The organism is Streptomyces sp. NPDC044044, assembly GCF_056434405.1.
Map to the genome: position 1 here is coordinate 203,441 of NZ_JBWKFG010000006.1, position 25,077 is coordinate 228,517.

Sequence of the window (25,077 nt, forward strand, 5' to 3'; positions counted from 1 at the left end):
GTAAGCGAGTAGTCGAACGGCCCACCCAGCCAGCCACAAGGCCAGCAACCGCCGTTCCCAGGGCGCCTACCCCAGCGCCCAAGATCGCAGCTATACCTGAGTCCATGGTCAGATTCTGCCGAGCCAGGTCCCTCCTGGAACTCGAAGCGGGAAAAGAAGGGGCAGGCACCGATCGGCGTCCTTCCTCGGCCTCGGGCACAGCGTCTGTCTCCCGAGTGAGGTGGTGCCCGCTGAGATCCACCACGTTCGCGGGTTACCCGGCTACCCCAGTTGCAGCGACTGCCAGGGTGTCGTCGTTCAGTGGTGGGATTCGCCGTGGTGGTTCGTGGGGGCGATTGTCTTGGAGACCTTGTCCTCGCGGCCGGGCTTGACGACTAGGAACTGGCCCATCATGCCGGCGTCCTCGTGGCTCAGGACGTGGCAGTGGTACATGTACGGGGTCCGTTCGTCGGTGGGGTTGTCGAATCTGACTGCCAGCCTTGTGGTGGTGCCGTGCAGGTAGGCGGTGTCCTTGGGGCCGCGCATGTAGGCGGGAGGTTCTTCGCCGTCGACGTCCAGGACGTTGAACGTGGCGCCGTGGACATGGAAGGCGTGCACAGTGCCGTCGCCGCGCTCGATTTCCCAGATCTCAGTGGTCCCGGCCGGTACGACTTCGTCGACGCGGTTCATGTCCATGCCCTTGCCGTTGATCTCGACGCCGAGGAGTTCGAACTTCCGGCTCTTGGCGTTGGCGGGGACGGTGATGTCTGCGGGTGCGCCGTCTATGCGGGTGGGCAGTTGGGGGGAGGGCTTCAGGCTCTGGGCTGCCCGTAACTGGAGGAGGTCGAAGGTGTCGTCGCCGCCGGAGAAGCGGCCTGTGGGGAAGCCGACGTCCAGGTCCGGGGGGAAGCTGCGCAGAACCGCCTTCTCGCCGGGCCGGAACGCCACGACGATCTCGGCGCGTTCGCCGGGCGCGAGCCGCAGTCGGTCCAGGGGGCGAGGGCGCTTGAGGAGCCCGTTCTCGACGGCGACGAGGTGGAAGGTCTTGTCGTCCGGGAAGCCCAACTCGTACACGCGGGCGTTGGAGCCGTTGAGGAGGCGGAGGCGGACGCGCTGGGTGGTGACCTCGAAGTGGGGGTCGTGGGTGCCGTTGACGAGGATGGTGTCGCCGAGCACGCCGATGGTGTCGGCCATCGCGATGTCGTCGCTGAGGGTGGACTCGGTGAAGTCGAGCGAGCCGTCGTCATGGAAGTTCTTGTCCTGGATGACGAGAGGGATGTCGTCGGTTCCGTAGGCGGAGGGCAGTCCGGCGCGGCGGGACACCTCGTCGTCGACGATGATCATTCCGGCTATGCCGCGGTAGACATGGCTGCCGGTGGAGCCGTGCGGATGCGGGTGGTACCAGAGCGTGGCGGCGGGCTGGTGCACGGTCCAGCGGGGGTTCCAGGTGGCACCTGCCGCGATCATCTGGTGCGGGCCGCCGTCCATGGCGGGTGGAAGGTGCATGCCGTGCCAGTGCAGGGTGGTGTCCTCCGGCAGGCCGTTGTGCACGGCCATGGCTATTCGGTCGCCGTCGTGGACCCGCAGGGTGGGAGCGAGGTAGGGGCCGTTGGCGCCCCAGGTGGCGGTCTGCTTGCCGGGCAGGAACTGCGACTTTCCGGGCGCGAGGTGCAGCTCGTACCGTCTGCTGCCGTCGCGGGATGCGGAGGGGTCGAGCAGTTCGGGGATGCGCAGCGGGTTGCGGAATCTGAGTTCGCCGACGTTGCTGCGCTTGTGACTGCTGTATGCGACCTGCCAGTTGGCGCCCCAGCCGAGCCCGGCAACCAGGGCGACACTGCCGGTGGTGAGCACGGTGCGGCGGGACGGGCGCTTGAACGCGTTCTTGAAACGGGGCGACATGGAACCCTTGAGTCCTTACTGAACAGGTGGGCAACGGGCTTGCTGAACAGGTGTGCAACGGGCTTGCGGAGCAAGGTGGGCAACGAGCTTGCGGGGCAAGGTGCGGGCGGCAGCGCCCGCGGGGCACAGGGGCATCACGTAGACGCCGCGGCCGCGGTCTTTGCGTTCGTTCGTGCCAGAGGGGCTCGGAGCAGGAGGTCACTCATGCGGCGTTGGTGGCGGCCTAGACGCTCAGGTTCGGCGTGGGGGCGAAGGCCAGGATCTGGGAGGGGAGACGCTCAGAAGGCTGGCGCCAGGGGCGTACCCTCCCCGTGGTAACTTCACAAGAGATGTTACTGCGCTGAAGAAGTATCTTCCCTGAAGAAGAGACTAGGGAGTGGGAGAATCCTTGTCAACGCCGTCGATGCGCCCTGACGCGGGCGAGATCTACCGCCAGTACCTCAGTGCGGTGCTGCTGCACAGCCACGCGAGCGCCCATGCGTGCAAGCTCGGCGCCACCGATCTGTACGCGCTGAACATCCTTCATCTGTCGGGCTCGATGACCCCGGGCGAGCTGTCCTCGCGCGCAGGCCTGACGACCGGACCGACCACCCGCCTGATCGACCGCCTGGAGCAGGCGGGCTACGTACGCCGCGTGCCCGACCCCGGCGACCGGCGCAAGGTGAGCGTGGAGCCGGTCGGCGAACCCGCCGATCTCGACCGCGTCATGGCCCCCGCCCGCCAGAAGATCGGCCAGATCCTCGGCAGCTACGCGCCGGAGCAACTCGACGTCCTCTTCGACTACTTCGCCCGCGCCGCCGACGCGTACCAGGAAGCCGTCGAGCAGCTGCGCGATCAGTGATGTCGAGGGGCCGCCACATCGGACACGTCTGCCACGTCGGACACTTCGGGCACGTCGGGCACGTCTGGCACGTGGGCCGCGTCTGCCAAGTGCAGGAGTCGAGGATGGGGCGCAGGGGCCAGGCCCTCTGCAGCGTGCCGCGTCGTTTCGGCACCGGTCCCTCCCCTGTGGGGACCGGTGCCGAACGACGGACTGCATCGATCCGCGCCATGTCGGCGTAACAGCGCGGATCGAGGAAAGACGGATCCGCAGTCCACGCGACAGCGGTCCGGAGGTGAGCGGCGGAAACCAGCCGAGGCGATGCAGCGTCGCGATTCACCTCTGCGGGGCACCCCGAGCTGGTGACCTGCCCTGACGCTGCGCGGTTGGTTCGCTACCGGTTCGTGATCCTGCCAGTTGAGGCCCCGGAGGAGGAGGTTCCGTCATTGTCCGGACGCCTTATCCGCAGGTCAGCCGTATAAGGTGAGTTTTCCGGTCCGGATGTCTTGGTGCGGGGGAAGTTAGGGGTGGAGGCCTTGAGTTCCGACTCAGGGGCACGCACAGCCTTCGCGGAACGTCTCGCGCTGCTGTACAAGGAAGCCGGTAACCCACCCCTCCAACGCGTGGCCGAGGCGGTCGTCCGGCAGCAGCGCGTCGACGAGCGAGGGCGGACCGTACGGGTGTCCGCCCAGCGGATCAGCGACTGGCGGCGGGCCAAGAACGTGCCCGCCCAGTTCGCTGCCCTCTCGGCGGTGCTTCATGTCCTGATACCCGAAGCGCGGCGCGAGCAGCCCGCCCCGGTGTCCACGGGGCTGTACGACATGGCCCAGTGGCACCTCCTGTGGGAGCGCGCGGTGGCCGACCCGGTCAGCGGTCGCGCCGCGCCGGCACCGGCGTCCGCGGAAGACGAGGAACGGCTTCAGGCCGAGGCCCCGACCGCCGTCCACGGTGTATGCCCGTACCGAGGGCTTGCTTCGTATCGCCAGCAAGACGCACGGTGGTTCTTCGGTCGCGAGCGGAGCACGGATGCCCTCGTCGCTCAGCTCCGTGCCGCGGAGAAGACGGGCGGCCTGGTCATGCTCGTGGGCGCCTCGGGGGCGGGAAAGTCCTCCCTCCTGAATGCGGGGCTGGTTCCCACGCTGCAGAACGGCGCGCTGAGCGGCGACAGCAGCCAGGCAGGACCCGTGCTGCAGCTCGTGCCGGGAAGTGATCCCCTCGCGGAACTGGCCCGCCAGATACCCGACCTCGCGCCCCTCATCTCTGCCGCCGAGGAACCAGCGGCGCCAGCGGTGCCAGCGGTGCCAGCGGCGCGAACGGTGCCTGTGGTGCCTGTCGCACCTGCCGTATCTGCCGTACCTGCCGTACCTGCCGTACCTGCCGTGCCAGAGCCCGGCAGTCCGCAGTTCTCCGACGCGGTGCGGGAGGCCGTCTCCGCATGGGCGCGACGCGAGACCTCGTCCGCCGCCGCCCGGCCTGTCGTCATCGTGGATCAGTTCGAGGAGACGTTCACTCTCTCCTCCGACGAGGCGGACACGCGCACTTTCATCCAGCTTCTTCAAGCTGCCTGCGCGCCCAGCGACGCCGGTGACCCCGCTGCCGCGCTCGTGGTCCTCGGCGTACGCGCCGACTTCTACGAGCATTGCCTCGGGTATCCCGAACTGGCCGACGCGCTGCAGCACCGGCACATGGTGCTCGGGCCGCTGACCACCACGGAGTTGCGTGACGCGGTGACCGGTCCGGCCAAGGCCGTGGGGCTCGAGCTCGAACCGGGGCTCGCGGAACTGATCGTCCGGGAAGTGAGCACGGACGGACCCCGCGGCACGCACGACGCGGGAGTGCTTCCGCTCCTGTCCCATGCCCTGCTCGCCACGTGGCAGCGGCGGAAGGCAGGACGGCTGACGCTGGGCGGCTACCGCGCGGCGGGGGGAATCCAGGGAGCCGTCGCGGCGAGCGCCGAGCGCGCCTGGTCCGACCTCGACCCGACGGCCCGCACGGCCGCGCGACTGCTCCTCCTCAGGCTTGTCCGGCTCGGTGAGGACACCCAGGCCACCCGCAGACGGGGTACGCGGCGCCAGCTGGCCGAGGAGTCGACCGATCCCGGCAAGACGGAGGAGTCGCTCGAAGCGCTGGTCCGCGCCCGGTTGGTGACGCTCGACTCGGAGACCGTGGAGATCACGCATGAGGCGCTGCTGCACGCCTGGCCCCGGCTGCGCGACTGGATCGACGAGGACAGGAACGACAACCTGCTGCGCCAGCGCCTGGAGGAGGACGGCAGGACCTGGGAGGACTCCGATCGCGACACGTCACTGCTCTACCGGGGTTCCCGTCTCGAACAGGCCCGCGCCTGGCGGAAGACCGCCGGTGGCACCTTCCTGACCAGAGGAGCCGTGGAGTTCCTGGCCGCCTCGGCCCGCCTCCGCAGGCGTACGGTCCTGATCATTCGTGGTGCGGTGGCGGCTCTGGTCGTTCTTGCCGTGGTGGCCGTCGTATCGGCGGTGGTCGCGTGGCAGCAGCGGGACGACGCGGTGTTCGAGCAGGTGGTCGCCGAGGCCGATCGCGCCCAGCACACGGATCCGTCCCTGTCCGCCCAACTCGACCTGGTGGCACACAATCTGAGGCCGGACGACCAGGGAACGACGAACCGCCTGCTCTCGATCGTGAACGCCCCGCTGGCCACCCCGCTCCTCGGCCACAAGGGCGCCGTCTACCTCACCTCGTTCAGCCCGAACGGACGGCTCCTGGCCACCGCCAGCTACGACAGGACCGTACGACTGTGGGACGTCTCGGATCCGTCCCGTCCTCAGCCCATGGGCAAACCCCTGACGGGACATACGAGTTGGGTGAGCAGCGCGGTCTTCAGTCCGGACGGCGACACTCTCGCCACCGCGTCGGAAGACGGCACGGTGCGGCTGTGGGACGTGCGGGATCCCCGCCACCCGCGTTCGCTTGGACCGCCCGTCGTCGGCCATGGCGGTGCGATCTATCTGGTCGCCTTCAGCCCGGACGGGCGCACTCTGGCCTCCGCCAACGACGACCACGCCGTTCGGCTGTGGAACGTGGCCGACCCGAGCCGGCCGAAGACACTCGGCGCCTTGCCAGGCCACACCGCCGCCGTACGCTCCGTGGCCTTCAGCCCCGACGGGCGGACACTGGCGGCCGGTGGCGACAACGGCACGGTCAGGCTGTGGAACATCGCCGAGCCCCGTCGCCCGAAGCCGGTCGACAAGGTGCTGACCGGCCATACGGGCACGGTGCACTCCGTGGCCTTCAGTCCCGACGGACGAACTCTCGCCAGCGGCAGCAGGGACAACACCATCCGCCTCTGGAACGTCACCGAACCACGCCACGCGAAATCCCTCGGCCCGCCTCTCACCGGCCACACCGGCGCCGTGTGGTCCGTGGCCTTCAACCCGGCCGGGACCATGCTCGCCGCCGCAAGCGCGGACAGCACGGCGAGCCTGTGGAACGTCCGTGATCCGGCGCACCCGTCGCAGGTCGGCGAGCCTCTCGCGGGCAGCAGCGGGGAGATGTACGCCCTCGGCTTCAGCCCCGACGGACGGACCCTCGCCACCGGGAGCGGCGACAACAAGGTCCGTCTGTGGTCGATACCGACGTCGGACATGATCGGCCGGACCGGAGTGTTCCGCCCTGATGGCAAGGTGCTCGCCACGGCCGCGCGCGACGAACAGCTTCGGCTGTGGAACGTCGAGCGTCCCAACCGGCCCGTGGCGCTGAGCAAACCGTTCAAGCCCTGGGACGGGGACGCGCGTTCGCCGGTGTTCTCCCCCGACGGCCGCACCCTCGCGGTCCTTACGGGAAACCGCGCGGTGCAGCTGTGGAACGTCACCGACCCGACCCGTCCCGTCCCCCACGGGCCGCCCGTCGCCCTGCGGACACGATTCGCGGCCGCGCTGGACTTCAGCCCGGACGGGCGCACGATGGCGACCGCCGACACCGACCGCACCATTCAGCTGTGGGACGTCAGCGACCCTTCCCGTCTCCGTAAGCTCGGCGGGCCGCTCACAGGCCACAAGGGCTACGTCAATTCCCTCGTCTTCAGCACGGACGGACGCGCTCTCGCCAGCGCCAGCGCGGACGGCACGATCCGGCTCTGGAAGGTGTCCGACCCGCGCCGTGTCACCCTGCTCGGCAAGCCTCTCAAGGGGCACCTGGGTCCCATCAACGAGCTCGCCTACAGCCCGGACGGCCATACGCTGGCCAGCGGGAGCGACGACGGCACGGTGCGGCTCTGGGACGTCACCGACCCCGACAAAGCAGCCCAGTTGGGCTCCCCTCTCACCGGCCACACGGACGCGGTGGTCTCCCTGACGTACAGCCCGGACCGCCGCACCCTGGCGAGCGGCGGCAACGACAACACGGTCCGCCTCTGGGATGTCACCCGCCCCTCCAGCGCCTCCCCCATCGGTCAGTCCATGAGTCCCAACGCCAAGACCGGCAGTTTCCTGTCGTTCAGCCCGCAGGGCGAGATGCTCGGAGTTTCCAGCGGCACGGATACCGTACGGCTTTGGAACTTGGACACCGACGAGGCGATTCGTCGCATTTGCTCGACCACTCGGGACGTTCTTACGCGGGAGAAATGGCACGAGTATCTGCCTCGCCTCTCGTACGCGCCACCCTGCGACGACTAACGGGTTGCCACCCCTCCCCAACGGATCACGTTGCGTGATCCCGGTCACAACTCCCCCTTTCGACGGAGTAGTTGCCTCCCTTTACCCGAGCAGCCTTGTTACGGTTGGACACAGCCCGATCGCTGGTGCATCCCCCGTCGCCAGCGATCGGGCGCTTTCGTGATCCCACCGCCCGGTGGTCCAAATTGAGGCACGGCCGGACAGCTAATTCCGGCCCAACTCGGTGGTGGGGCCATGCTTCGCGGACGGCGGGCCTTGCATAACGCAGGTCCGGCTCACCTCGCTCGTTAGCGAAGCCTGATAGCGGAGCCCGATGGCGGGGCCAGTTGGCGACCGAGCCTCGTCAAGTCCTCTTTAGGAGTCGTATGCTGGGCCCGCTGTGAACGACGGGACGGTGCGCGCGGATGGCGAAGGCCTACGAGAAGATCGCGGACGGGCTCCGCGCGCAGATCCGCGCAGGCCGGCTCGGGCCCGGTGACCGGCTGCCGTCCGAGTCGGACCTCATCAAGACCACCGGGCGCAGCGGGCCGACCGTCCAACAGGCCCTGCGCGTACTCCAGGCAGAGGGCCTGATCGAGAAGCAGCACGGCCGCGGCACCTTCGTCCGCCGCCCACGTACGCCGGTTCAGCGCACGAACGCACGGCATCAGTGGGAGAAGGACCGCGCTCGCGCACCCGAGCGGCAGCGCCTGGACACGGGGGCGACCGAGCGCGACACCGGCCTCGGGGTCGGCGACCTCGTCTTTCACGCGGCGTACCGCGAGATCGGGGCGTCCAAGGAGATCGCAGCAGCGCTGGGCGTCGGTGAAGGGACAGCACTCGTCGAGCGCACCTACCGCACCCGCCACAGCTCCGAGCGGAATCCGTTCAGCCTCGTCACGTCACATCTGATCCGCGACCTCGTCAAGCAGAACCCCGACCTCCTGGACGAGACGACGGAGCCCTGGCCGGGCGGGACATGGAACCAGCTGCTCACGGTGGGCATCGAGATCGACCGCGTCGAAGAACGGGTGACGGCTCGGCCCCCGACGGTGGAGGAGGCGGACGAGCTGGGCCTGCCGCCCGGCACGTCGGTTCTCGTCCTTCGCAAGACCTTGTACGACACGGACAACCGCATCGTGGAGATGTCCGACGTCACGCTGCCCGGCGATCGCACGGAAATGCTCTTCACGACTCATTTGGAAAGGTGGTGAGCCGTGAGCCGGCGCATCATCGTCATCACGGCCGTCCATGCACCGTCGGCGCACTTCCTGGCCGACGCGTACAAGTCCCTCTGCGAGCAGGAGTTGCCCGCCGGCTGGGAGTGGCACTGGCTGATCCAGGAGGACGGGACGACCGACCAGGTCGCGCCCCATGTCCCCGACGACGCCCGGATCACCTTCAAGCAGGGACGCCCGGGAGGCCCCGGGGTCGCCCGGACCATCGCCCTGGCCCACGCGGACGGCGCGTACGTCAAGGTCCTGGACGCCGACGACCAGCTCGCGCCCGGTTCGCTGGCCCGCGACCTCGCGGCGCTCGAAGCCGATCGAACCATCGGCTGGGCGACGTCACGCGTGCTCGATCTGCTCCCCGACGGATCCACGGCCGGTTTCCCCGGTGACCCCGAGCACGGGCCGATCGAGCGTGGGGAAGTGCTCGACCACTGGGCTACTCACGACTACCGCGCGCAGGTCCATCCGGCGACGCTCTTCGTCCGCCGCGACCTGCTCGTGGCCCTGGGCGGCTGGATGGCGCTGCCCGCGTCCGAGGACACGGGGCTGCTGCTCGCCCTGAACTCGACGTCCCGCGGCTGGTTCTCGTCCGAGGTCGGCCTGCTCTACCGCAAGTGGGACGGCCAGGTGACCGGCCAGGCGGCACACGTCGACACGGCGGAGCGCGATGCCCGTATGACCGTGGTCGAGTCCAGGGCGCGAGCGCTGGAGCACTTCCAGTGGCGTTACCCCGCCCGCTCCGACTGACCGGAACCTCACAGGGTGCGCGTGGATCGAAACCCAGCGGGGTGAAACAATTGGGGGCTGCTTTACAAAGAATCTTCCGACGAAGTGCGGATCAACGGTTACGAGTTGAAGCAGATGACCCTTCGGGATACGACCCCGGGGGCGCTGATGGCAGCAATCATCTTCTGCACGTCAGACGGCAGCGGATGGATTAGGAACTTACAGGGCTCACTCTCACTCGTTCGGCATTCATTCAACAGCGGCTATGCCGAAACCGGCGGAGAGGCACTGTCCGTCAAGAAAGCAGGTAAAGCCGTCATGTGCGGCGCGCGCTGGTCCTGGAACGCTGATCCTGGGCCGAGTACCGACCATCCGATCTTGCCCGCGCCGCGGCGGACTCGTACGGTCGCGGCTATGCCCCCCGCTTCTCTCCACCGCGCGTCGGAGCTTCTGGTCACGCTCGGCCGCGGCTACGTACGCAACGCACCCGGCTCCCTGCTCAAGGGCCCCCTCGCGGCCCGGTACCTCAACCCGCGCCTGCGCGACCACCCGCGTCAGCGCGTGGTCGACGCGGAGTTCGGAGCCCGCTTCGCCTGCGACTCCCGCGACCTCATCCAGCGGTTCATCAGCCTCTACGGTGTGTGGGAGCCGCACATGACCCGGTGGCTGCAGAGCCGTCTGCGCGCCGGTGACACGTTCGTCGACGTCGGCGCCAACATCGGCTATTTCGCGGTCCTGGGCTCCCGCCTCGTCGGCGGCACGGGGCGGGTCGTGGCCATAGAGGCGTCTCCCGCCTTCCACGAGCGCGTGCTGCAGCACCTCAGGATCAACGACTGCGCCAACGTCCGCGCGGTCAACGCGGCAGTCTCCGACAGCCACAGGACGCTGACCTTCGTGCTCGCCAGCTCGAACAACATGGGGGCGAACTCGATCGTCCCGTACGACGGTCCCGCCGAGTCGAGCTTCGAGATGAAGGCCCGGCCCTTGCCCGAGATCCTGGACGAGGACGAACTCACCCGGGCCCGCGTCATCAAGATCGACGTCGAGGGCGCCGAGGGCGGCGTCATCAGAGGCCTGGCTCCTGCCCTGGGGCAGCTCCGCCCGGACGTGGAGATCGCCGTGGAGGTCACACCGGAACGCATGGCCCAACTGGGTGATTCCATCGACGAGTTGATGGACACCATGGCTCAGCACGGCTTTCACACCTACCGGCTGCCCACGGACTACAGGCCCGAGAACTACCCCCGCGCCCTGCGTCACCCGGAGCCCCCGGTGCGGTGGCGGGGCCCCATCGTCGGTGAGAGCGAGCTGGTCTTCTCCCGTGTCGATGCCGAGACCCTGCGCTGACCCGCTCCGGCTTCCCGGCGCTCCGGCTCCACGACCCGCTAACCCGCTGACCCCCTGACCCGCTTGCCCAGTGGTGGAGCCGGCCGCTCCCGGCCCACCACGAGCGGGCGCACCCCCGGGCGCACCCTCGGGCGCCTCTGCAGGCCCGCTTACAGACGCGCCTGCAGGTCCCGGTCGAACGGCAGATCCAGCATACGAATCGCATTCCCGCGAAGCAGCTTGTACGCCACGTCCTCGGGAAGGTGGCCGACGTGGTCCTGAGCCACGGCCTTCGTGTGCGGCCATGTCGAGTCGACGTGCGGATAGTCGGTCTCGAAGGTGGCGTTGTCGACGCCCACGGTCTCGATCGACGCCACACCGTGCTTGTCCCGGAAGAAGCAGCAGAAGATCTGCCGGTAGTAGTACATCGACGGGGGCTCCGGGATCAGATCCTTGACCCCGCCCCAGGCCCGGTGCTCCTCCCACACGTCGTCGGCGCGCTCCAGGGCGTACGGGATCCATCCCATCTGCCCCTCGCTGTAGGCGAGTTTGAGGCGGGGGAACTTCACAAGGACCCCGGAGAAGAGGAAGTCCATCATCGAGGCCATCGCGTTGTTGAAGCTCAGGGACGCCTGAACGGCCGGGGGCGCGTCCGGCGACGCCGCAGGCATCTGTGACGACGAGCCGATGTGCATGTTCACGACCGTGCCGGTCTCCTCGCACGCCGCGAAGAACGGGTCCCAGTACCCGGAGTGGATCGACGGAAGGCCCAGGTGCGTGGGGATCTCGCTGAAGGTCACGGCGCGCACCCCGCGAGCGGCATTGCGCTTGATCTCGGCGACGGCGAGGTCCACGTCCCACAGCGGGATGAGGCACAGCGGGATCAGCCTCCCGCGGCTGTCACCGCACCACTCCTCCACCATCCAGTCGTTGTACGCCCGGACGCAGGCGAGCCCGACCTCCTTGTCCTTGGCCTCGGAGAACGTCTGCCCGCAGAAGCGCGGGAACGTGGGGAAGCAGAGGGAGGCCTCGACATGGTTGATGTCCATGTCCTCCAGGCGGGCCTTCGGGTCCCAGCAGCCACGGCGCATCTGCTCGCGTGTGATGCCGTCGAGCGTCATCTCGTCCCGCGAGAAGCCGACGGCGGCGATGATGCGCTTGTACGGGAAGATCTCCCCCTCGTACTCCCACCAGTCGGTGACCTGCCCTGCGGGATCCGTCGTGAACTTGTACTTGCCGCCGATGTACTCGAGCTCGCCGATACCTGCGGTGAAGGGCTTGGGGCCCCGGTCGCGGTACTTGCTCGGGAGCCACTTCTCGAAGAGGTGGGCGGGTTCGATCACGTGATCATCCACGCTGATGATGCGGGGGAGCTCCTTGGCCCCGACCTCGTTGTTGTCCACTGCTGTGCCCCCAACTACCTGCCGGTTTCCCTTACACGCATCTGACGGTCCATCAGATTGAGGTTATGGGCTCGCTTCGGCAACGGCAACAGCTCGCCTGAAACTCGACCCCTTGCGCGATCGAGCCGCATCCGCTGAACTGACGATCCGTCAGGTCGGAACGAAGGAGGGCACTCGATGCAGACGATGTGGCTCAGCGGGGCCGAGTGGGTCGCCGTACTCCGGATCGGGCTCGGCCTGTGGTGGCTCGAGAGCTGGCGCCACAAGGACAAGAAGACCTGGTTCACCGGAGGGGGCATCGGCTGGGCCGTGGGCATCGCCGAGAAGCACCGCTGGCAGTTCGTGCGGTCCGGCTTCGACCTGACCGTGAAACCCCGACCGCAGGTGATGGCCTACATCGTCGCCTACGCGGAGCTGGCCCTCGGGCTCGGCCTCATCTTCGGCTTCCTCACACCGATCGCGCTCATCGGCGGACTCGTACTCAACCTGATCTACTTCGTGTTGATGATCCACGACTGGGCCGAGCAGGGTCAGAACCTGATGATGGCCCTCATCTCACTCGTCGTTCTCTTCGCCATGGGCTGGCAAGTCTGGTCACTGGACGACGCGTTGGGGCTCTTCCTGTAGGCGGGAGATCCTTCCCCCCGACTCTCCGCACTCGTAAGATCGTCCAGTCATCCTGAGGAGTCCGGCTGCATTGGGGGAACAGTGGGAACGGGCGAACAGCTCGTCACGGTGGCCGCTGTCCTGCTCGGCGCCCTCACCACGCACGTGACCAACTACCTGCTGGAGCGCAGCCGGAACCGCACCCAGCTCCTGACGCGGTGGGACGACAAGAAGGTCGAGGCGTACGGCAATTACGTGGACGCGGCGAAGGTCCGCATAGCCATGGCCGTCCGGCTCTACGAGCAGCGGGAAGACCTGCGGGATCACCGTCGCACCGAGCACGAGCTCCGTGACGACCTGGCGGAGGCGGGGCGTGCCTGGGGCAGCGCGTTCGAGCGGGTCATGCTGATGGGCGGTGACGACGCGGTCGAAGCGGGCCACGACCTGAACTTCCTCATCGCGCAGATCGATTGGCAGGCGACAGGCAGGACCGAGGGAACGCTCGGCGAGTGGCGCCACCGGAACCGGGAAGCGTTCCGTGCCATCAACACCTTCCACGACGCCGCTCGCAAGGATCTGGGCATCCAGGGCAGCGTCTCGGGTGAACAGCACCCGGAACGCGATCTGTTGCTGCCGCCCGCCCGGCAGGACTCGTAGCGAAGAGAGCGCTTCGTTCGCGTCTCTGGTCTGTTGCACGGCAACGTGCCACCCTGCCCGACACATCCGCCGTCCACCGCTGTGGACGACGCCGGGGCGGGGGCGAGGGCGGGGCACGACGCTCCGTCGCTCCCTGCAGCCAAGGAGGTGCCGGTGAACGAGCACAACCACGAAGAGCGGGAGCCGACGGCCGCAGCCCTCAAGGCGCGGCACGCCGCGCGGGCCGAGAGCGCGGCCGCGCGGGCGGCGGCCCTCAGCCGCTACGTCGAGCGACAGGCCTCCGAAGGCCACGCGGACGCCGCATGGAAGGCCGCGCACGCGGCCCGCGTGGCGGCGCAGGCCCTCGCCGTGCTCTCCGAGAGCGAGCCCGATCCCGCGGCGGATTCACGTTGCGCCAGGAACGCTGCCTCGTCCGCCGCGCAGGCTTCCCAGATGGGTCAACTCGTCGACGGCGAGGCCGAATCGTCCGCCCTCGCCTGCCAGGCCGCCCTCAAGGCCTCGCTGGCCGCGGGGACGGCGGCGGGCGCGAAGTCCCTGGGCGCCGACGAAGGCCTGAACACCGAAGCCGACACCGCGGAGAAGGCCGCCGTCACCGCAGCGGAGAACGCGGGATGGATCCGGCCCGGCGAGGACATCCCCAGTGTCGCCACCGGTGTGCGGAGTCCTGAAGTGATGTCCATGCTGCATCTGTGACGGTGCCCTGCCCGTCGTAAAAGGTCAGGGCGCGCCGCCCCCAGAGAAAAGAGGTCACCGGCGGGTCCCGCGGGCAGGCCCCGCATCCTCTCGGGTGCCATGTAGTCGACTGAGCCGATGATGCCGCCCGTCGCCGTGTGCGGCTCCCCGCCGAGTGCGGCGATCCCGAAGTCGGTGAGGACGGCGCTGCCGTCCGGTCGCAGCAGCACGTTGGCAGGCTTCACGTCCCGGTGCAGTGCTCCGGTGACATGCACGGCCCTCCAGGGCGGAGGCCGTCATCCGGCCGCAGAGCTGCGCACGTCATCCCGCCGCAGAGCTGCGTACGTCATCCCGCCGGAGAGCGGCGACGGACCGCGATCAGTGTCCGACTGCCGAACATCGGTCCGATCGAGTGGACTCGCGGGGACGCGGACCGCAGGAGGGCCTCCCGCCACGCTCGGGGTGGTGCCGTTGCACCCTCACCTCAGCCTCGAACCGGAAGCGGTGCCCCGACATGCGAAGTACTTCCTCCCGGCGACTGTTCGCAGCTTCGCTGCTGGTGGCGTCCGTGCTGGCCCCGATGGCGGCGGCTCCCGCCACCGCCACCACCGCAGGTACCGCGGTCCAGCCCGCGGTCGGCGACGGCCACGGCCACGGCCAGGACGACTGCGCCTCGGGCGGCTTCGACCGCCGCACGACCGCGCGCCTGGACAAGGCCATCGCGAAGGTCCGCCGGGATGCCGGTATCCCCGGTGTCGCCGTCGGGCTGTGGATGCCGGGCAAGGGGTGCTACGTCCGCGCGACCGGGGTCGCCGACAAGGCCACCGGCCGGCCGATGACCACCGACCTGTACACGCGGATCGGCAGCGAGACCAAGACCTTCACGGTCACCGCGCTGCTCAAGCTCGTCGATGACGGGCTGATCCGGCTCGACGACCCGATCTCCCGCTACGTCGACGGCGTACCGAAGGGCCGCCGCATCACGCTCCGCCACCTCGCCGAGATGCGCAGCGGCCTGTTCCCGTACACCGCCGACGCGGACTTCCAGCACGATCTGCTGAGCGACCCGAGCCGTTCCTTCACCCCGCGGGAGGTGCTCGCGTACGGCTACAAGCACAAGAACACCTTCGCGCCGGGCAAGGAGTTCCAGTACTCCAACACCAACCTGGTCCTCCTGGGGCTGGTGATCGAGAAGATCAGCGGCCAGTGCGCCGCCGACTTCATCGACGAGCAGGTGCTCCGCCCGTCCCACCTAGAGCACACCCTGTTCCCCAGCGGACCCGAGTTCCCCGAGCCGCACCCGCGCGGCTACACCAACCAGACGCTGAGCGGAAAGGTCGAGGACGCCACCGACTGGAACCCCAGCTGGGGCTGGACCGCCGGGGCGATGATCTCGAACATGCACGACCTGCGCCGCTGGGCCAAGATCGTCGCCACCGGGGAGCTGCTCAGCCCCGCGACCCAGAAGCAGCGGCTGCGGATGCTGCCGACCGGCTACCCCGGTACGAGCTACGGCCTCGGCATCTTCAAGAGCGGCGGCTGGATCGGGCACAACGGCTCCATCCCGGGCTACGAGAGCGTGACGGTCTACCTTCCCTCGAAGAAGGCGACCCTGGTGGTGCAGCTCAACACCGACATCACACAGAACGGTGTGGAGCCGTCGTCGCCGCTCGCCCGCGCGATCACCGAGATCGTCACCCCCGGCAACGTCTACGACCGCCCGGTACCCCCGCGCTAGAAGCGCCCCGCCCGCCCGCCGAAGGCACGTGAACGCGCGGAGGGGCCCGGGTGCCGCACTGACCCGGTGCGATGGATACCCGACGCCCCGTTCCGCTCACCGTTCGGTGGTGTCACCATGCGGAGTCCAGGGGTGTCGAGGGGGCCGAGGGGTTCCCTCGGCGGGGGCGGGCGGAGGAAGAACGAATGGCAGAGGTGTTCTTGCGGCGGCTGACCCGTTGGCAGGCGGAGCAGCAGCGGGAAGCGGTCGCCGACGTCTATGTCGAGGCCTACGAAGGAGACGCCGGAGCCGAGTACCGGGACCGGCAGGGGTTCCTGCACACGTTCGAGAGCACCGTGCAGCGGCTCGACTTCGACATGGTCGTCGCCGACGCGGCGGGCCTGATCGGCTGTCTGTACGGCTACCGCGCCGCGCGTACCGGCGACTGGTGGGAGGGGTTCCGCGGCGTCCTTCCCCCGGAGGTCGAGGAACGCACGGCCTCGGGCCGGGTCTTCATCCTGACCGAGCTGATGGTCGTGCCCGCCTACCGGCGCCAGGGCGTCTCGGACCGCCTGCGCACGCTGCTGCTCATCCGGCACACCACGGATCTGGTCGTCGCGGTCATCAAGCGGGACGACGATCTGGGGCGGGAGGTCCTGCGGTCCTGGGGCTGGACGAAACTCGGGGAGTTCGACCGGGGTGCGCCCGGATCGACGGCGCCGCCCCGCCGGGGCGAGACCGAGACCCCGACGCCGGCCGGGATCGTGTGGGAGGGGTGGATGCGGCCCACCGCGCGGCCTTGAGCGGCGGCCTTGAGCGGCGGCCTTGAGCGGTGCGCGCACCCGGAAGGCTCAGGTCACCGCCTTGCTCGCCTTCAGGGAGTACATGAGGGGGATGCGGGGGCGGTCCGCGGGGAACCGGTAGGTGCCGTCGCGCAGTTCGAGGCTGCCGAAGCGCTCGAAGAGCGTCGCGTCGTGCTCGTGGAGGAAGTCGATGCGCAGGCCCGCCGCTGCCAGGGCCGTGACGACCTCGCCCACGGGGTGCTGCCATTCCACGCTGCGGTTGTGCACCGTGGGGGTGGTCGTGTCCGCGTATCCGCCGGGGGTCTCGTCGATCCAGGCGTCGCGGGCGAAGTAGTCGTACTCGATCCGTGAGCCCGTCGCGTCGTCGAGGATGTCCGCGAGCGGGTGGAACTCCGAGAGGTAGAGGAAGCCGCCGGGCGCGACGAGCGCGGCCGCCGTCTCGGCCCAGCGCTGGATGTCCGGGAGCCAGCACAGGGCGCCCACGCCGGTGTAGACGATGTCGTACGAGGAGTCGGGCACCGCATCGGCCGCGTCGTAGACATCGGCGGCGACGAAGGACGCCTGGTCGGCGGTGAGGCCGAGCTCCGCGGCGAGGTCGCGGGCCGCGTCGACGGCGGGTTCGGAGAAGTCGAGCCCGACCACGCGGGACGCGCCGTGCCGGGACCAGGAGAGGGTGTCGAGGCCGATGTGGCACTGGAGGTGGAGCAGCGAGCGCCCGGTGACGTCACCGACCTCCGTGAGCTCGAAGCCGCGCAGCGGGTCCTTGCCCGAGCGGAAGGCTGCGAGGTCGTAGTAGTCGCTGGCGAGATGGAGGGGGACTCGCTCGTCCCAGCGTCTTCGGTTGGCCTCGCGCCAGTCGGAGGGGGTCGGTGAGTACATCCCAGAAAGTTATCCACAGGCTGGGGACCCTCGCCAGCGGATTGTCGGCGGGGGCGTGCACTATGGGGTCCATGAGCGACTTGGGTGCGGGTGCAGTGGAGACGACCGATGCGGGCGGGGGCACGGAGATGCCGGACTGGGAGAAGCGGTTCCGTGCGCCGCGCGTGTCGCTGCCCGACTGGGCGGAGGACGCCCCCGACCGGTCCCTGTTCGTGTCGAACGCGACGGGGACGTACGAGCTGTACGCATGGGACCGCGCGACCGGCGAGCAGCGCCAGGTGACGGACCGGCCGAACGGCACGACGGACGGCCTCGTCTCGCCGGACGGCGAATGGATCTGGTGGTTCGACGACACGGACGGCGACGAGTTCGGCGTATGGATGCGCCAGCCCTTCGCGGGCGGCGGCAGCGACGAGCCCGCGGTGGCGGGACTCGAAGCGTCGTATCCGGCGGGCCTCGCCCTCGCGCACGACGGGCGGATGGCGGTCGTCGGCCGCTCGACGGACGAAGAGGGCTCGACGATCCATGTCGTACGTTCCCCGGGCGCCGACCCCGTCGAGATCTACCGCCACCGCGAGTCCGCCGGCGTCGGCGACCTCTCCCACGACGGCTCGCTGATCGCCGTCGAGCACACGGAGCACGGCGACGCGATGCACTCCACCCTCCGGGTGGTCAGGCCGGACGGCTCCACGGTCGCCGAGCTCGACGACACCAAGGGCGGCACGGTCGAGCTGGGCCTCGAGGTCCTCGGCTTCGCTCCGGTCGACGGGGACACCCGGCTGCTCGTCGGGCATCAGCGGCGTGGCCGCTGGGAGCCGATGGTGTGGGACGTCGCGTCGGGCGAGGAGACGGACCTGGCGCTCGACCTGCCGGGGGACGTGAGCGCCGAGTGGTATCCGGACGGCTCCGCCCTGCTCATCGCGCACAGCTTCGAGGCGCGCAGCGAGCTGTTCCGGTATGGATTCGCCTCGGGCGATCTCGTCAGGGTCGACACTCCCGCCGGGTCCGTTTCGGGGGCGACCGCGCGGCCGGACGGCAGCGTGGAGTACCTGTGGTCGTCGGCCGCCGAGCCGCCGGTGGTGCGCTCGACGACGGGCGGCGTCGTGCTCGACCCTCCGGGCATGAAGGCCCCGGCCTCCGTGCCGGTGGAGGACGTGTGGGTGGAAGGCCCGGGCGGCCGGGTCCACGCCCTCGTGCAGAAGCCGGCCGGCGCGAGCGGCCCCCTGCCCACGGTCTTCGAGATCCACGGCGGCCCGACGTGGCACGACAGCGACGCGTTCGCGGCGGGCCCTGCGGCCTGGGTGGACCACGGCTATGCGGTGGTGCGGGTCAACTACCGCGGCTCGACGGGGTACGGCCGCGAGTGGACGGACGCCCTCAAGCACCGGGTCGGCCTGATCGAGCTGGAGGACATCGCGGCGGTCCGGGAGTGGGCGGTGACGTCGGGCCTCGCGGACCCGGCCCGCATCGTCCTGGCCGGCGGCTCCTGGGGCGGGTATCTCACGCTGCTCGGCGTCGGCACCCAGCCCGACGCCTGGGCGGTGGGCCTGGCCGCGGTGCCGGTCGCGGACTACGTGACGGCGTACCACGACGAGATGGAGGCCCTGAAGGCCATGGACCGCACGCTCCTGGGCGGTACGCCCGAGGAGGTCCCGGAGCGCTTCGAGGCCTCGTCCCCGCTGACGTACGTGGACGCGGTGAAGGCGCCGGTCTACATCTCGGCGGGCGTGAACGACCCGCGCTGCCCGATCCGCCAGGTCGACAACTACGTGGACCGGCTCAAGGCCCGGGACGCGGTGCACGAGGTGTACCGGTACGACGCAGGGCACGGCTCGCTCGTCGTGGACGAGCGGATCAAGCAGGTGCGGTTGGAACTGGACTTCGCCGAGCGACACCTCCGCTAGCCGGGGACCTGGCCGCGGGGCGGGCCGTGGCCGTCGGGCGGGCGGTGGCTGCGGGGCGGGCGGTGGCCGTGGGGCGGGCGGCTTCGCCAACCCCGCGGCCTGTCTCCGACGGGCGCCCCCGTACCGTGGGGGTGTGTACCGGTTCCTGCTGACGCCCCGCTGGTGGGGGATCAACGTCTTCGTACTGCTGGCCATCCCCGTCTGCATCTTCATGGGGTCATGGCAGCTGGGGCGGTTCGAGGACCGCGTCGAGGCGCACGACGCCGCGCAGAAGCAGGCGGACCGGCAGGCGTCGCCGGCCAAGTCGGAGACGAAGCCCAGGCCGCTGGACTCGCTGCTCCCCGTGGACCAGGAGACATCCGGGGAACGGGCGTCCGCGACAGGGCGGTACGGCAAGCAACTGCTGGTCCCGGACCGGGAGTTGGACGACAAGCCCGGGTATTACGTGTTGACGCTCCTGCGCACCGACAACGGCAAGGACCTGCCCGTCGTGCGGGGCTGGCTCCCCGGGAACGCGAGCGCGGCGAAGGCTCCCGCGGCGCCGTCCGGTGAGGTCACCGTGACGGGCGCGCTCCAGGCCTCCGAGAGCCCCGGGTCGAACGGGGTCAGCGCGGCCGGAGGGCTGCCTGACGGGCAGCTCGGCGCCATCAGCGCGGCCTCGCTGGTGAACCTGGTCCAGGGCAATGTGTACGACGCCTGGGTCACCCTGGAGAAGGGCGACTCCGGGATGAAGGCCGTGCCGGCGGCCGCGCCGGAGAACTCCGGGCTCGACCTCAAGGCCTTCCAGAACCTCGGCTACACCGGCGAGTGGTTCGTCTTCGCGGGGTTCGTCGTCTTCATGTGGTTCCGGCTGTTCCGACGGGAGCGGGAGTTCGCGCGGGACGCCGAGCTGGGGCTGTTGCCCGAGAGTTAGCCCGCGCGGCACTCAAGAACGCAGAACGCCGGGCGGGCTGGAAGCTTCCAGCCCGCCCGGCGTATGCGTGTAAGCGTGTGCGCGTGTGTGCGTACCCGTCGGTGTCGCCTACGACGCCGACAGCATTCCCGTCTTGTAGACCGTCCCCGCACACGCGTTGGCGATCGTCGCGCCCGACGCGGGCGCGCCCGCGGGCGCCGTCAGGGACACCGTCACTCCGCCGTCGAGGACGCCGCCGTCCTCGCGCACCATCTGGGGCTCGACGCCGCCCGGCGTACCGCCGTCCCCGCCGCTGCCCTCCGTCGGTGTCGGGTCGGGCGAGGGATCGCCGCCGCCGTCCGTGGGACACGCCTCCGAAGGCACCCAGGCGAACTTCACCTCGTACGCGGCCCCCGGCTGGAGGACCAGCGAGCTGACCGCCTGGGCCGGGTCCGGCAGACCGGTCGCCGCGTCGCCCGCCACATGGTCGGCGACGCCGATCTTCGCGGGGTCGGCCGCCCCCGTCGTCGACGTGGTCACGCTGCCCGCGGCGCTGACCGTGCAGCTGCTGGTGGAGACGTTCGAGATGCGGAAGCTGCCGTACACCTTGCCGTCGGCCTCCGCCGCACCCGCGCTACCGCCTGCGTCGCCGAGCTGGTCCGCCGTGCAGGCAGGCGAGTCGGCGGATTCTGTGCCCGACGGGTCGGGGCCACCGGTCGCGCCGCCGCTGGACTCGCCCTTCCCCTTGCCGTCCTTCTTGTCCTTCTTGTCTTTCTTGTCCTTGGACTTGGAGGGGCCGGAGTCGCTGCCCTCGCCCTTCTCCCCGCCGTCCGGGCCCTTGCCCTGACTGGAACCGCCCTGCGTCTGCTCGCTGTTGCCCGCGATCGACGGCCGGTCGTCCGATCCGCCGCCGGAGTTCGTCACGTGCACGAGAGCGGGGATGGCGGTACCGATGAAGAGCGCGGCGGCGGCCATGCCGACCACGGCCTGGCGCTTGCGCGCCCGCCGCGCGGGCACCGCGTGCCGCAGACGCTCCAGGGCGCGGTCCCCCGGCTCGATCTCCTGGACGGCCGAACGCATCATCCTGCGCAGCGCCAGCTCGTCGGGGCCGCTCTCACCGCCGAAGAGGGAATCCAAGGCGGAATCAGACGCGGGATCCGGCGTGGAATCCGGTGCGGGATCCGGCGTCGAATCCGATGCGGCACCCGGTGAAGCGTCCGGCGAGTCGCCCGGCGAAGCGCCCGGCGCGGCACCGGCCTCACGCTCGGACCCGGTGGGCTCGTCACCCTGACCGTGTTTCACAGTTCCGTCCCCAGCATGCTGCTCAAACTCGGCGCTCTCGGCGCTCTCAGTACTCTCGGCGCTCTCTGCGTTCCCGACGTTCTCTGCGTTCTCGACGTTCTCGACGTCTTCATCGCGATCACGCTCGCGCCCGTACTCCTGCTTACTCATGCCGGTGCCTCCATGGCGACCCGCAGAGCCGCGATCCCGCGCGAGCCGTACGCCTTCACCGACCCGAGCGATATGCCCAGGGTCTCGGCGACCTGCGCCTCGGTCATGTCCGCGAAATACCGCAGGACCAGGACCTCGCGCTGGCGGCGCTGGAGACCGCGCATCGCCTTGATCAGTTCGTCCCGCTCAAGGAGGTCGTACGCACCCTCCTCGGCGCTCGCCATGTCCGGCATCGGCTTCGAGAGCAGCTTGAGACCGAGGATCCGGCGCCGCAGCGCGGACCGCGAGAGGTTCACGACGGTCTGCCGCAGATAGGCGAGCGTCTTCTCCGGGTCCCGGACGCGTTTGCGCGCCGAGTGCACCCGGATGAACGCCTCCTGCACGACGTCCTCGCAGGAGGCCGTGTCGTCGAGAAGCAGCGCCGCGAGACCGAGGAGCGACCTGTAGTGGGCGCGGTAGGTCTCGGTCAGGTGGTCGACTGTGGTGCCCGCGCTCATCGTCTCCTCAGCGCCCTCGCGCTGCGCCGGGATGCGGGCCGATCTCGTGGTGGGCATGGGGGCGATCACCGGCATGCCGGCGGGCGCACGGGGACGGCGAGGCGGACGCAGGGTCGCGCCCCTCGCCTGAACCGCTGTGAAATCGAGTACCTCTGCCACGCCTGTTGGACACGCTTACCCCCGTGAGGGTTGTACGCATCGCGCGGCGCGTTTGCGGCAGGCATCGTCGGTGTCGGTGACGATGCATCAAATGCCCCCATGCGTACCAGCTCTTCCCCTATGCCCAGTTTTCGCAGCGCTCAGGTCATGCCCCCGGGAGGGCGATCGCAAAGACGCGCCCCGCCCAGCTGCCGGTTGCAGTGGACGGGGACGAATAATGCGAATCTTCGAACGCGGCAATGGTCCAGTTCAAGCGATCCTGGCCACCAAGTTGGACACAGAACTTACACAGATCCCACAAACGCTTTCACCCCGGGGATCATTCAGGCCCGGTCGGGCCTGATCAGGCACGATCAGGCCTGGTCTGGACCGATCTGCCCCATCAGGACGTGAACTCCGCCGCCACCAGCTCCGCGATCTGGGCCGTGTTCAGCGCGGCCCCCTTGCGCAGGTTGTCCCCGCACACGAAGAGCTCCAGGGCCGTCGGATCGTCCAGCGCGCGCCGCACCCGGCCCACCCACGTGGGGTCGGTCCCGACCACGTCGGCGGGTGTCGGGAACTCACCGGCGGCCGGATTGTCGAAGAGCACGACGCCCGGGGCGGTGGCCAGGATCTCGCGCGCGCGGTCCACCGTGACCTCGTCCTCGAAGCGCGCGTGGACGGTCAGCGAGTGGGTGGTCACGACCGGCACGCGTACGCACGTGGCGGCGACCTTCAGATCGGGCAGGCCGAGGATCTTGCGGGACTCGTCCCGCACTTTCATCTCCTCGGACGACCAGCCGTCGTCCCGCAGCGTCCCGGCCCACGGCACCACGTTCAGCGCCACGGGCTCCGGGAAGGGCCCGGTGTCGTCGCCGACGGCGCGTCGTACGTCACCGGGGTGGGTGCCGAGCTCCGAGCCCGCCACCAGCGACATCTGCCGCCGCAGCGTGTCCACGCCGTCGCGCCCGGCCCCGCTCACCGCCTGGTACGAGGAGACGATCAGCTCGCGCAGGCCGAACTCGGCATGCAGCGCGCCGACGGCCACGATCATCGAGAGGGTCGTGCAATTGGGATTGGCGACGATGCCGCGCGGGCGTACGCGCGCGGCATGCGGATTGACCTCCGGGACGACCAGCGGCACGTCCGGGTCCATCCGGAAAGCGGCGGAGTTGTCCACCACGACCACGCCCTTGGACGCGGCGATGGGAGCCCACTGCGCGCTGACCTCGTCGGGCACGTCGAACATGGCGACGTCGACGCCGTCGAAGACGTCCTCGCCCAGCGCGAGGACCTCGATCTCCTCACCGCGCACGGTCAGCTTCTTGCCGGCCGAGCGCGGTGAGGCCACGAGTCGGATCTCGCCCCAGATGTCGGCGTGCTGCGACAGGATCTGGAGCATGACCGCGCCGACGGCCCCGGTCGCTCCGACGACCGCGAGCGTCGGCTTTCCGGTCATCGCCCGGTGCCTCCATAGACCACGGCCTCGTCCGTGTCGGAGTCGAGGCCGAAGGCGGTGTGCACGGCGCGGACGGACTCGTTCGCGTCATCGGCGCGGGTCACGACCGAGATGCGGATCTCGGAGGTCGAGATCAGCTCGATGTTCACGCCCGCGTCGCTGAGCGCCTCGAAGAAGGCGGCCGTGACGCCGGGGTTCGTCTTCATGCCCGCGCCGACCAGCGAGATCTTGGCGATCTGGTCGTCGTAACGGAGCGAGTCGAAGCCGATCGCCGAGCGGGTCTTCTCGAGCGCGTCGATCGCCTTGCGGCCCTCGGCCTTGGGCAGCGTGAACGAGATGTCCGTGAGCCCGGTCGAGGCCGCCGACACGTTCTGCACGATCATGTCGATGTTGACCCCGGAGTCCGCGATGGCGCGGAAGATCGCGGCGGCCTCACCCGGCTTGTCCGGCACGCCGACGACCGTGATCTTGGCCTCCGAGGTGTCGTGCGCGACACCGGAGATGATGGCCTGCTCCACCTTGCGGTCCCCTTGCGGTTCGTTGCTGACCCACGTGCCCTGCAGCCCACTGAAGGACGAGCGCACGTGAATCGGGATGTTGTAGCGGCGGGCGTACTCCACGCAGCGGTGGAGCAGCACCTTGGACCCGGAGCTCGCGAGCTCCAGCATGTCCTCGAACGAGATCCAGTCGATCTTCTGGGCCTTCTTCACCACACGGGGGTCGGCGGTGAAAACGCCGTCCACGTCCGTGTAGATCTCGCAGACCTCAGCGTCGAGCGCGGCCGCGAGGGCGACAGCGGTCGTGTCGGATCCACCACGACCGAGCGTGGTGATGTTCTTGCCCTCCTGGCTGACGCCCTGGAACCCGGCGACGATGGCGATGTTGCCCTCGTCGATCGAGGCCCGGATGCGGCCCGGCGTGACATCGATGATCCGCGCTTTGTTGTGGACGGAGTCGGTGATGACACCGGCCTGGCTGCCCGTGAACGACTGGGCCGCGTGACCCAGGTTTTTGATCGCCATGGCCAGCAGCGCCATGGAGATCCGCTCCCCGGCGGTCAGCAGCATGTCGAATTCACGCCCGGCAGGAATCGGGGATACCTGCCCGGCAAGATCGATCAACTCATCCGTCGTGTCACCCATGGCGGACACCACGACAACGACCTGATGGCCGTTCTTCTTGGCGTCGACAATCCTCTTGGCGACCCGCTTGATGCCCTCGGCATCGGCTACGGAGGAGCCTCCGTACTTCTGCACGACAAGGCTCACGTGCGCTCCTCGCTCAGTCCGTCTCTTACCGCACTGCTGCGGTCGGCTCAGTCTAACGAGCGGCCGAAATTCGCCTCGCAGATATCACATCGTGAGATGTCCCGCCCACTAAGTGATCAT

General features: G+C 69.4%; 19 protein-coding genes and 1 pseudogene. 12 read left to right on the forward strand and 8 right to left on the reverse strand.

Translation table 11 applies throughout. The features are described 5' to 3' along the window. Nucleotides 1-297 precede the first annotated feature (297 nt). Nucleotides 298-1,878 carry a multicopper oxidase family protein gene (locus tag AC07AG_RS23445; protein WP_478757353.1) on the reverse strand — a complete coding sequence of 527 codons (1,581 nt, stop codon included), beginning with the start codon at nt 1,876-1,878 and terminating at the stop codon, nt 298-300. 388 nt (nt 1,879-2,266) lie between these two features. Between AC07AG_RS23445 and AC07AG_RS23450 the strand changes: the two genes are divergently transcribed. From AC07AG_RS23450 to AC07AG_RS23470, 5 genes are all read left to right on the forward strand, one after another. Continuing rightward, entirely contained in the window at nt 2,267-2,719 is a 453-nt protein-coding gene (locus AC07AG_RS23450) for a MarR family winged helix-turn-helix transcriptional regulator (protein WP_478757354.1), read from the forward strand. Nucleotides 2,720-3,225: 506 nt separating this feature from the next. Then, nucleotides 3,226-7,347 (forward strand): WD40 repeat domain-containing protein, encoded by a 4,122-nt coding sequence (locus tag AC07AG_RS23455; protein ID WP_478757355.1) that lies wholly within the window; start codon nt 3,226-3,228, stop codon nt 7,345-7,347. Between the two features lie 404 nt (nt 7,348-7,751). Next, on the forward strand, nt 7,752-8,540 hold the full coding sequence (locus AC07AG_RS23460; RefSeq protein ID WP_478757356.1) for a GntR family transcriptional regulator: 789 nt from the start codon (nt 7,752-7,754) through the stop codon (nt 8,538-8,540). 3 nt (nt 8,541-8,543) lie between these two features. Next, nucleotides 8,544-9,305: a glycosyltransferase family 2 protein gene (locus AC07AG_RS23465; RefSeq protein ID WP_478757358.1), complete on the forward strand. Its 762-nt coding sequence runs from the start codon at nt 8,544-8,546 to the stop codon at nt 9,303-9,305. A 393-nt stretch (nt 9,306-9,698) separates the two neighbouring features. Next, the gene (locus tag AC07AG_RS23470; RefSeq protein ID WP_478757360.1) at nt 9,699-10,631 is read left to right on the forward strand and encodes an FkbM family methyltransferase; all 933 of its coding nucleotides are present in this window, start codon (nt 9,699-9,701) and stop codon (nt 10,629-10,631) included. Between the two features lie 149 nt (nt 10,632-10,780). Here AC07AG_RS23470 and AC07AG_RS23475 read toward each other — a convergent pair whose 3' ends face one another. Beyond that, nucleotides 10,781-12,013: an amidohydrolase family protein gene (locus AC07AG_RS23475; protein ID WP_478757362.1), complete on the reverse strand. Its 1,233-nt coding sequence runs from the start codon at nt 12,011-12,013 to the stop codon at nt 10,781-10,783. A 177-nt stretch (nt 12,014-12,190) separates the two neighbouring features. Between AC07AG_RS23475 and AC07AG_RS23480 the strand changes: the two genes are divergently transcribed. The 3 genes from AC07AG_RS23480 to AC07AG_RS23490 all read left to right on the forward strand — a co-directional run bounded on the left by AC07AG_RS23480 (nt 12,191) and on the right by AC07AG_RS23490 (nt 13,969). After that, nucleotides 12,191-12,640, forward strand: a complete 450-nt coding sequence (locus AC07AG_RS23480) for a DoxX family membrane protein (protein ID WP_478757364.1) — start codon at nt 12,191-12,193, stop codon at nt 12,638-12,640. An 81-nt stretch (nt 12,641-12,721) separates the two neighbouring features. Continuing rightward, nucleotides 12,722-13,276, forward strand: coding sequence for a hypothetical protein (locus tag AC07AG_RS23485; RefSeq protein ID WP_478757366.1), 555 nt, complete (start codon nt 12,722-12,724; stop codon nt 13,274-13,276). Between the two features lie 153 nt (nt 13,277-13,429). After that, nucleotides 13,430-13,969: a hypothetical protein gene (locus tag AC07AG_RS23490; RefSeq protein WP_478757367.1), complete on the forward strand. Its 540-nt coding sequence runs from the start codon at nt 13,430-13,432 to the stop codon at nt 13,967-13,969. A 38-nt stretch (nt 13,970-14,007) separates the two neighbouring features. Here the strand turns inward: AC07AG_RS23490 and AC07AG_RS23495 are convergent. Further along, nucleotides 14,008-14,229: pseudogene (locus AC07AG_RS23495) on the reverse strand (protein kinase domain-containing protein); the annotation flags it as partial. Between the two features lie 233 nt (nt 14,230-14,462). On the opposite strand from AC07AG_RS23495, the gene AC07AG_RS23500 reads away from it, so the two are divergent. Both AC07AG_RS23500 and AC07AG_RS23505 read left to right on the forward strand, forming a co-directional pair. Beyond that, nucleotides 14,463-15,686 carry a serine hydrolase domain-containing protein gene (locus tag AC07AG_RS23500; RefSeq protein WP_478757368.1) on the forward strand — a complete coding sequence of 408 codons (1,224 nt, stop codon included), beginning with the start codon at nt 14,463-14,465 and terminating at the stop codon, nt 15,684-15,686. A gap of 185 nt (nt 15,687-15,871) precedes the next feature. After that, nucleotides 15,872-16,468 (forward strand): GNAT family N-acetyltransferase, encoded by a 597-nt coding sequence (locus tag AC07AG_RS23505; RefSeq protein WP_478757370.1) that lies wholly within the window; start codon nt 15,872-15,874, stop codon nt 16,466-16,468. A 48-nt stretch (nt 16,469-16,516) separates the two neighbouring features. Here the strand turns inward: AC07AG_RS23505 and AC07AG_RS23510 are convergent, their stop codons facing one another. Further along, nucleotides 16,517-17,347, reverse strand: a complete 831-nt coding sequence (locus AC07AG_RS23510; RefSeq protein ID WP_478757371.1) for a class I SAM-dependent methyltransferase — start codon at nt 17,345-17,347, stop codon at nt 16,517-16,519. A gap of 71 nt (nt 17,348-17,418) precedes the next feature. On the opposite strand from AC07AG_RS23510, the gene AC07AG_RS23515 reads away from it, so the two are divergent. Next, on the forward strand, nt 17,419-19,251 hold the full coding sequence (locus tag AC07AG_RS23515; RefSeq protein ID WP_478757373.1) for a S9 family peptidase: 1,833 nt from the start codon (nt 17,419-17,421) through the stop codon (nt 19,249-19,251). Between the two features lie 133 nt (nt 19,252-19,384). Then, entirely contained in the window at nt 19,385-20,164 is a 780-nt protein-coding gene (locus AC07AG_RS23520; protein ID WP_478757374.1) for an SURF1 family protein, read from the forward strand. A 108-nt stretch (nt 20,165-20,272) separates the two neighbouring features. On the opposite strand, the gene AC07AG_RS23525 is transcribed toward AC07AG_RS23520, so the two are convergent. The 4 genes from AC07AG_RS23525 to AC07AG_RS23540 form a co-directional block, all read right to left on the reverse strand. Further along, complete coding sequence (locus AC07AG_RS23525; protein ID WP_478757376.1) at nt 20,273-21,280, reverse strand: hypothetical protein; 1,008 nt, start codon at nt 21,278-21,280, stop codon at nt 20,273-20,275. A gap of 311 nt (nt 21,281-21,591) precedes the next feature. Continuing rightward, nucleotides 21,592-22,251 carry a SigE family RNA polymerase sigma factor gene (locus AC07AG_RS23530; protein WP_361053111.1) on the reverse strand — a complete coding sequence of 220 codons (660 nt, stop codon included), beginning with the start codon at nt 22,249-22,251 and terminating at the stop codon, nt 21,592-21,594. A gap of 382 nt (nt 22,252-22,633) precedes the next feature. Beyond that, the gene (locus AC07AG_RS23535; RefSeq protein WP_478757377.1) at nt 22,634-23,689 is read right to left on the reverse strand and encodes an aspartate-semialdehyde dehydrogenase; all 1,056 of its coding nucleotides are present in this window, start codon (nt 23,687-23,689) and stop codon (nt 22,634-22,636) included. Continuing rightward, complete coding sequence (locus tag AC07AG_RS23540) at nt 23,686-24,957, reverse strand: aspartate kinase (RefSeq protein ID WP_478757379.1); 1,272 nt, start codon at nt 24,955-24,957, stop codon at nt 23,686-23,688. Before AC07AG_RS23540 ends, AC07AG_RS23535 begins: the two co-directional genes overlap by 4 nt. Nucleotides 24,958-25,077: the final 120 nt, after the last annotated feature.

Excerpts from the sequence above, each read along its gene's own strand:
- AC07AG_RS23445 (WP_478757353.1), bottom strand. The coding sequence starts at position 1,878 with ATGTCGCCCCGTTTCAAGAACGCGTTCAAGCGCCCGTCCCGCCGCACC.
- AC07AG_RS23460 (WP_478757356.1), top strand. The coding sequence starts at position 7,752 with ATGGCGAAGGCCTACGAGAAGATCGCGGACGGGCTCCGCGCGCAGATC.
- AC07AG_RS23470 (WP_478757360.1), top strand. The coding sequence starts at position 9,699 with ATGCCCCCCGCTTCTCTCCACCGCGCGTCGGAGCTTCTGGTCACGCTC.
- AC07AG_RS23480 (WP_478757364.1), top strand. The coding sequence starts at position 12,191 with ATGCAGACGATGTGGCTCAGCGGGGCCGAGTGGGTCGCCGTACTCCGG.
- AC07AG_RS23500 (WP_478757368.1), top strand. The coding sequence starts at position 14,463 with ATGCGAAGTACTTCCTCCCGGCGACTGTTCGCAGCTTCGCTGCTGGTG.
- AC07AG_RS23505 (WP_478757370.1), top strand. The coding sequence starts at position 15,872 with ATGGCAGAGGTGTTCTTGCGGCGGCTGACCCGTTGGCAGGCGGAGCAG.
- AC07AG_RS23510 (WP_478757371.1), bottom strand. The coding sequence starts at position 17,347 with ATGTACTCACCGACCCCCTCCGACTGGCGCGAGGCCAACCGAAGACGC.
- AC07AG_RS23515 (WP_478757373.1), top strand. The coding sequence starts at position 17,419 with ATGAGCGACTTGGGTGCGGGTGCAGTGGAGACGACCGATGCGGGCGGG.
- AC07AG_RS23535 (WP_478757377.1), bottom strand. The coding sequence starts at position 23,689 with ATGACCGGAAAGCCGACGCTCGCGGTCGTCGGAGCGACCGGGGCCGTC.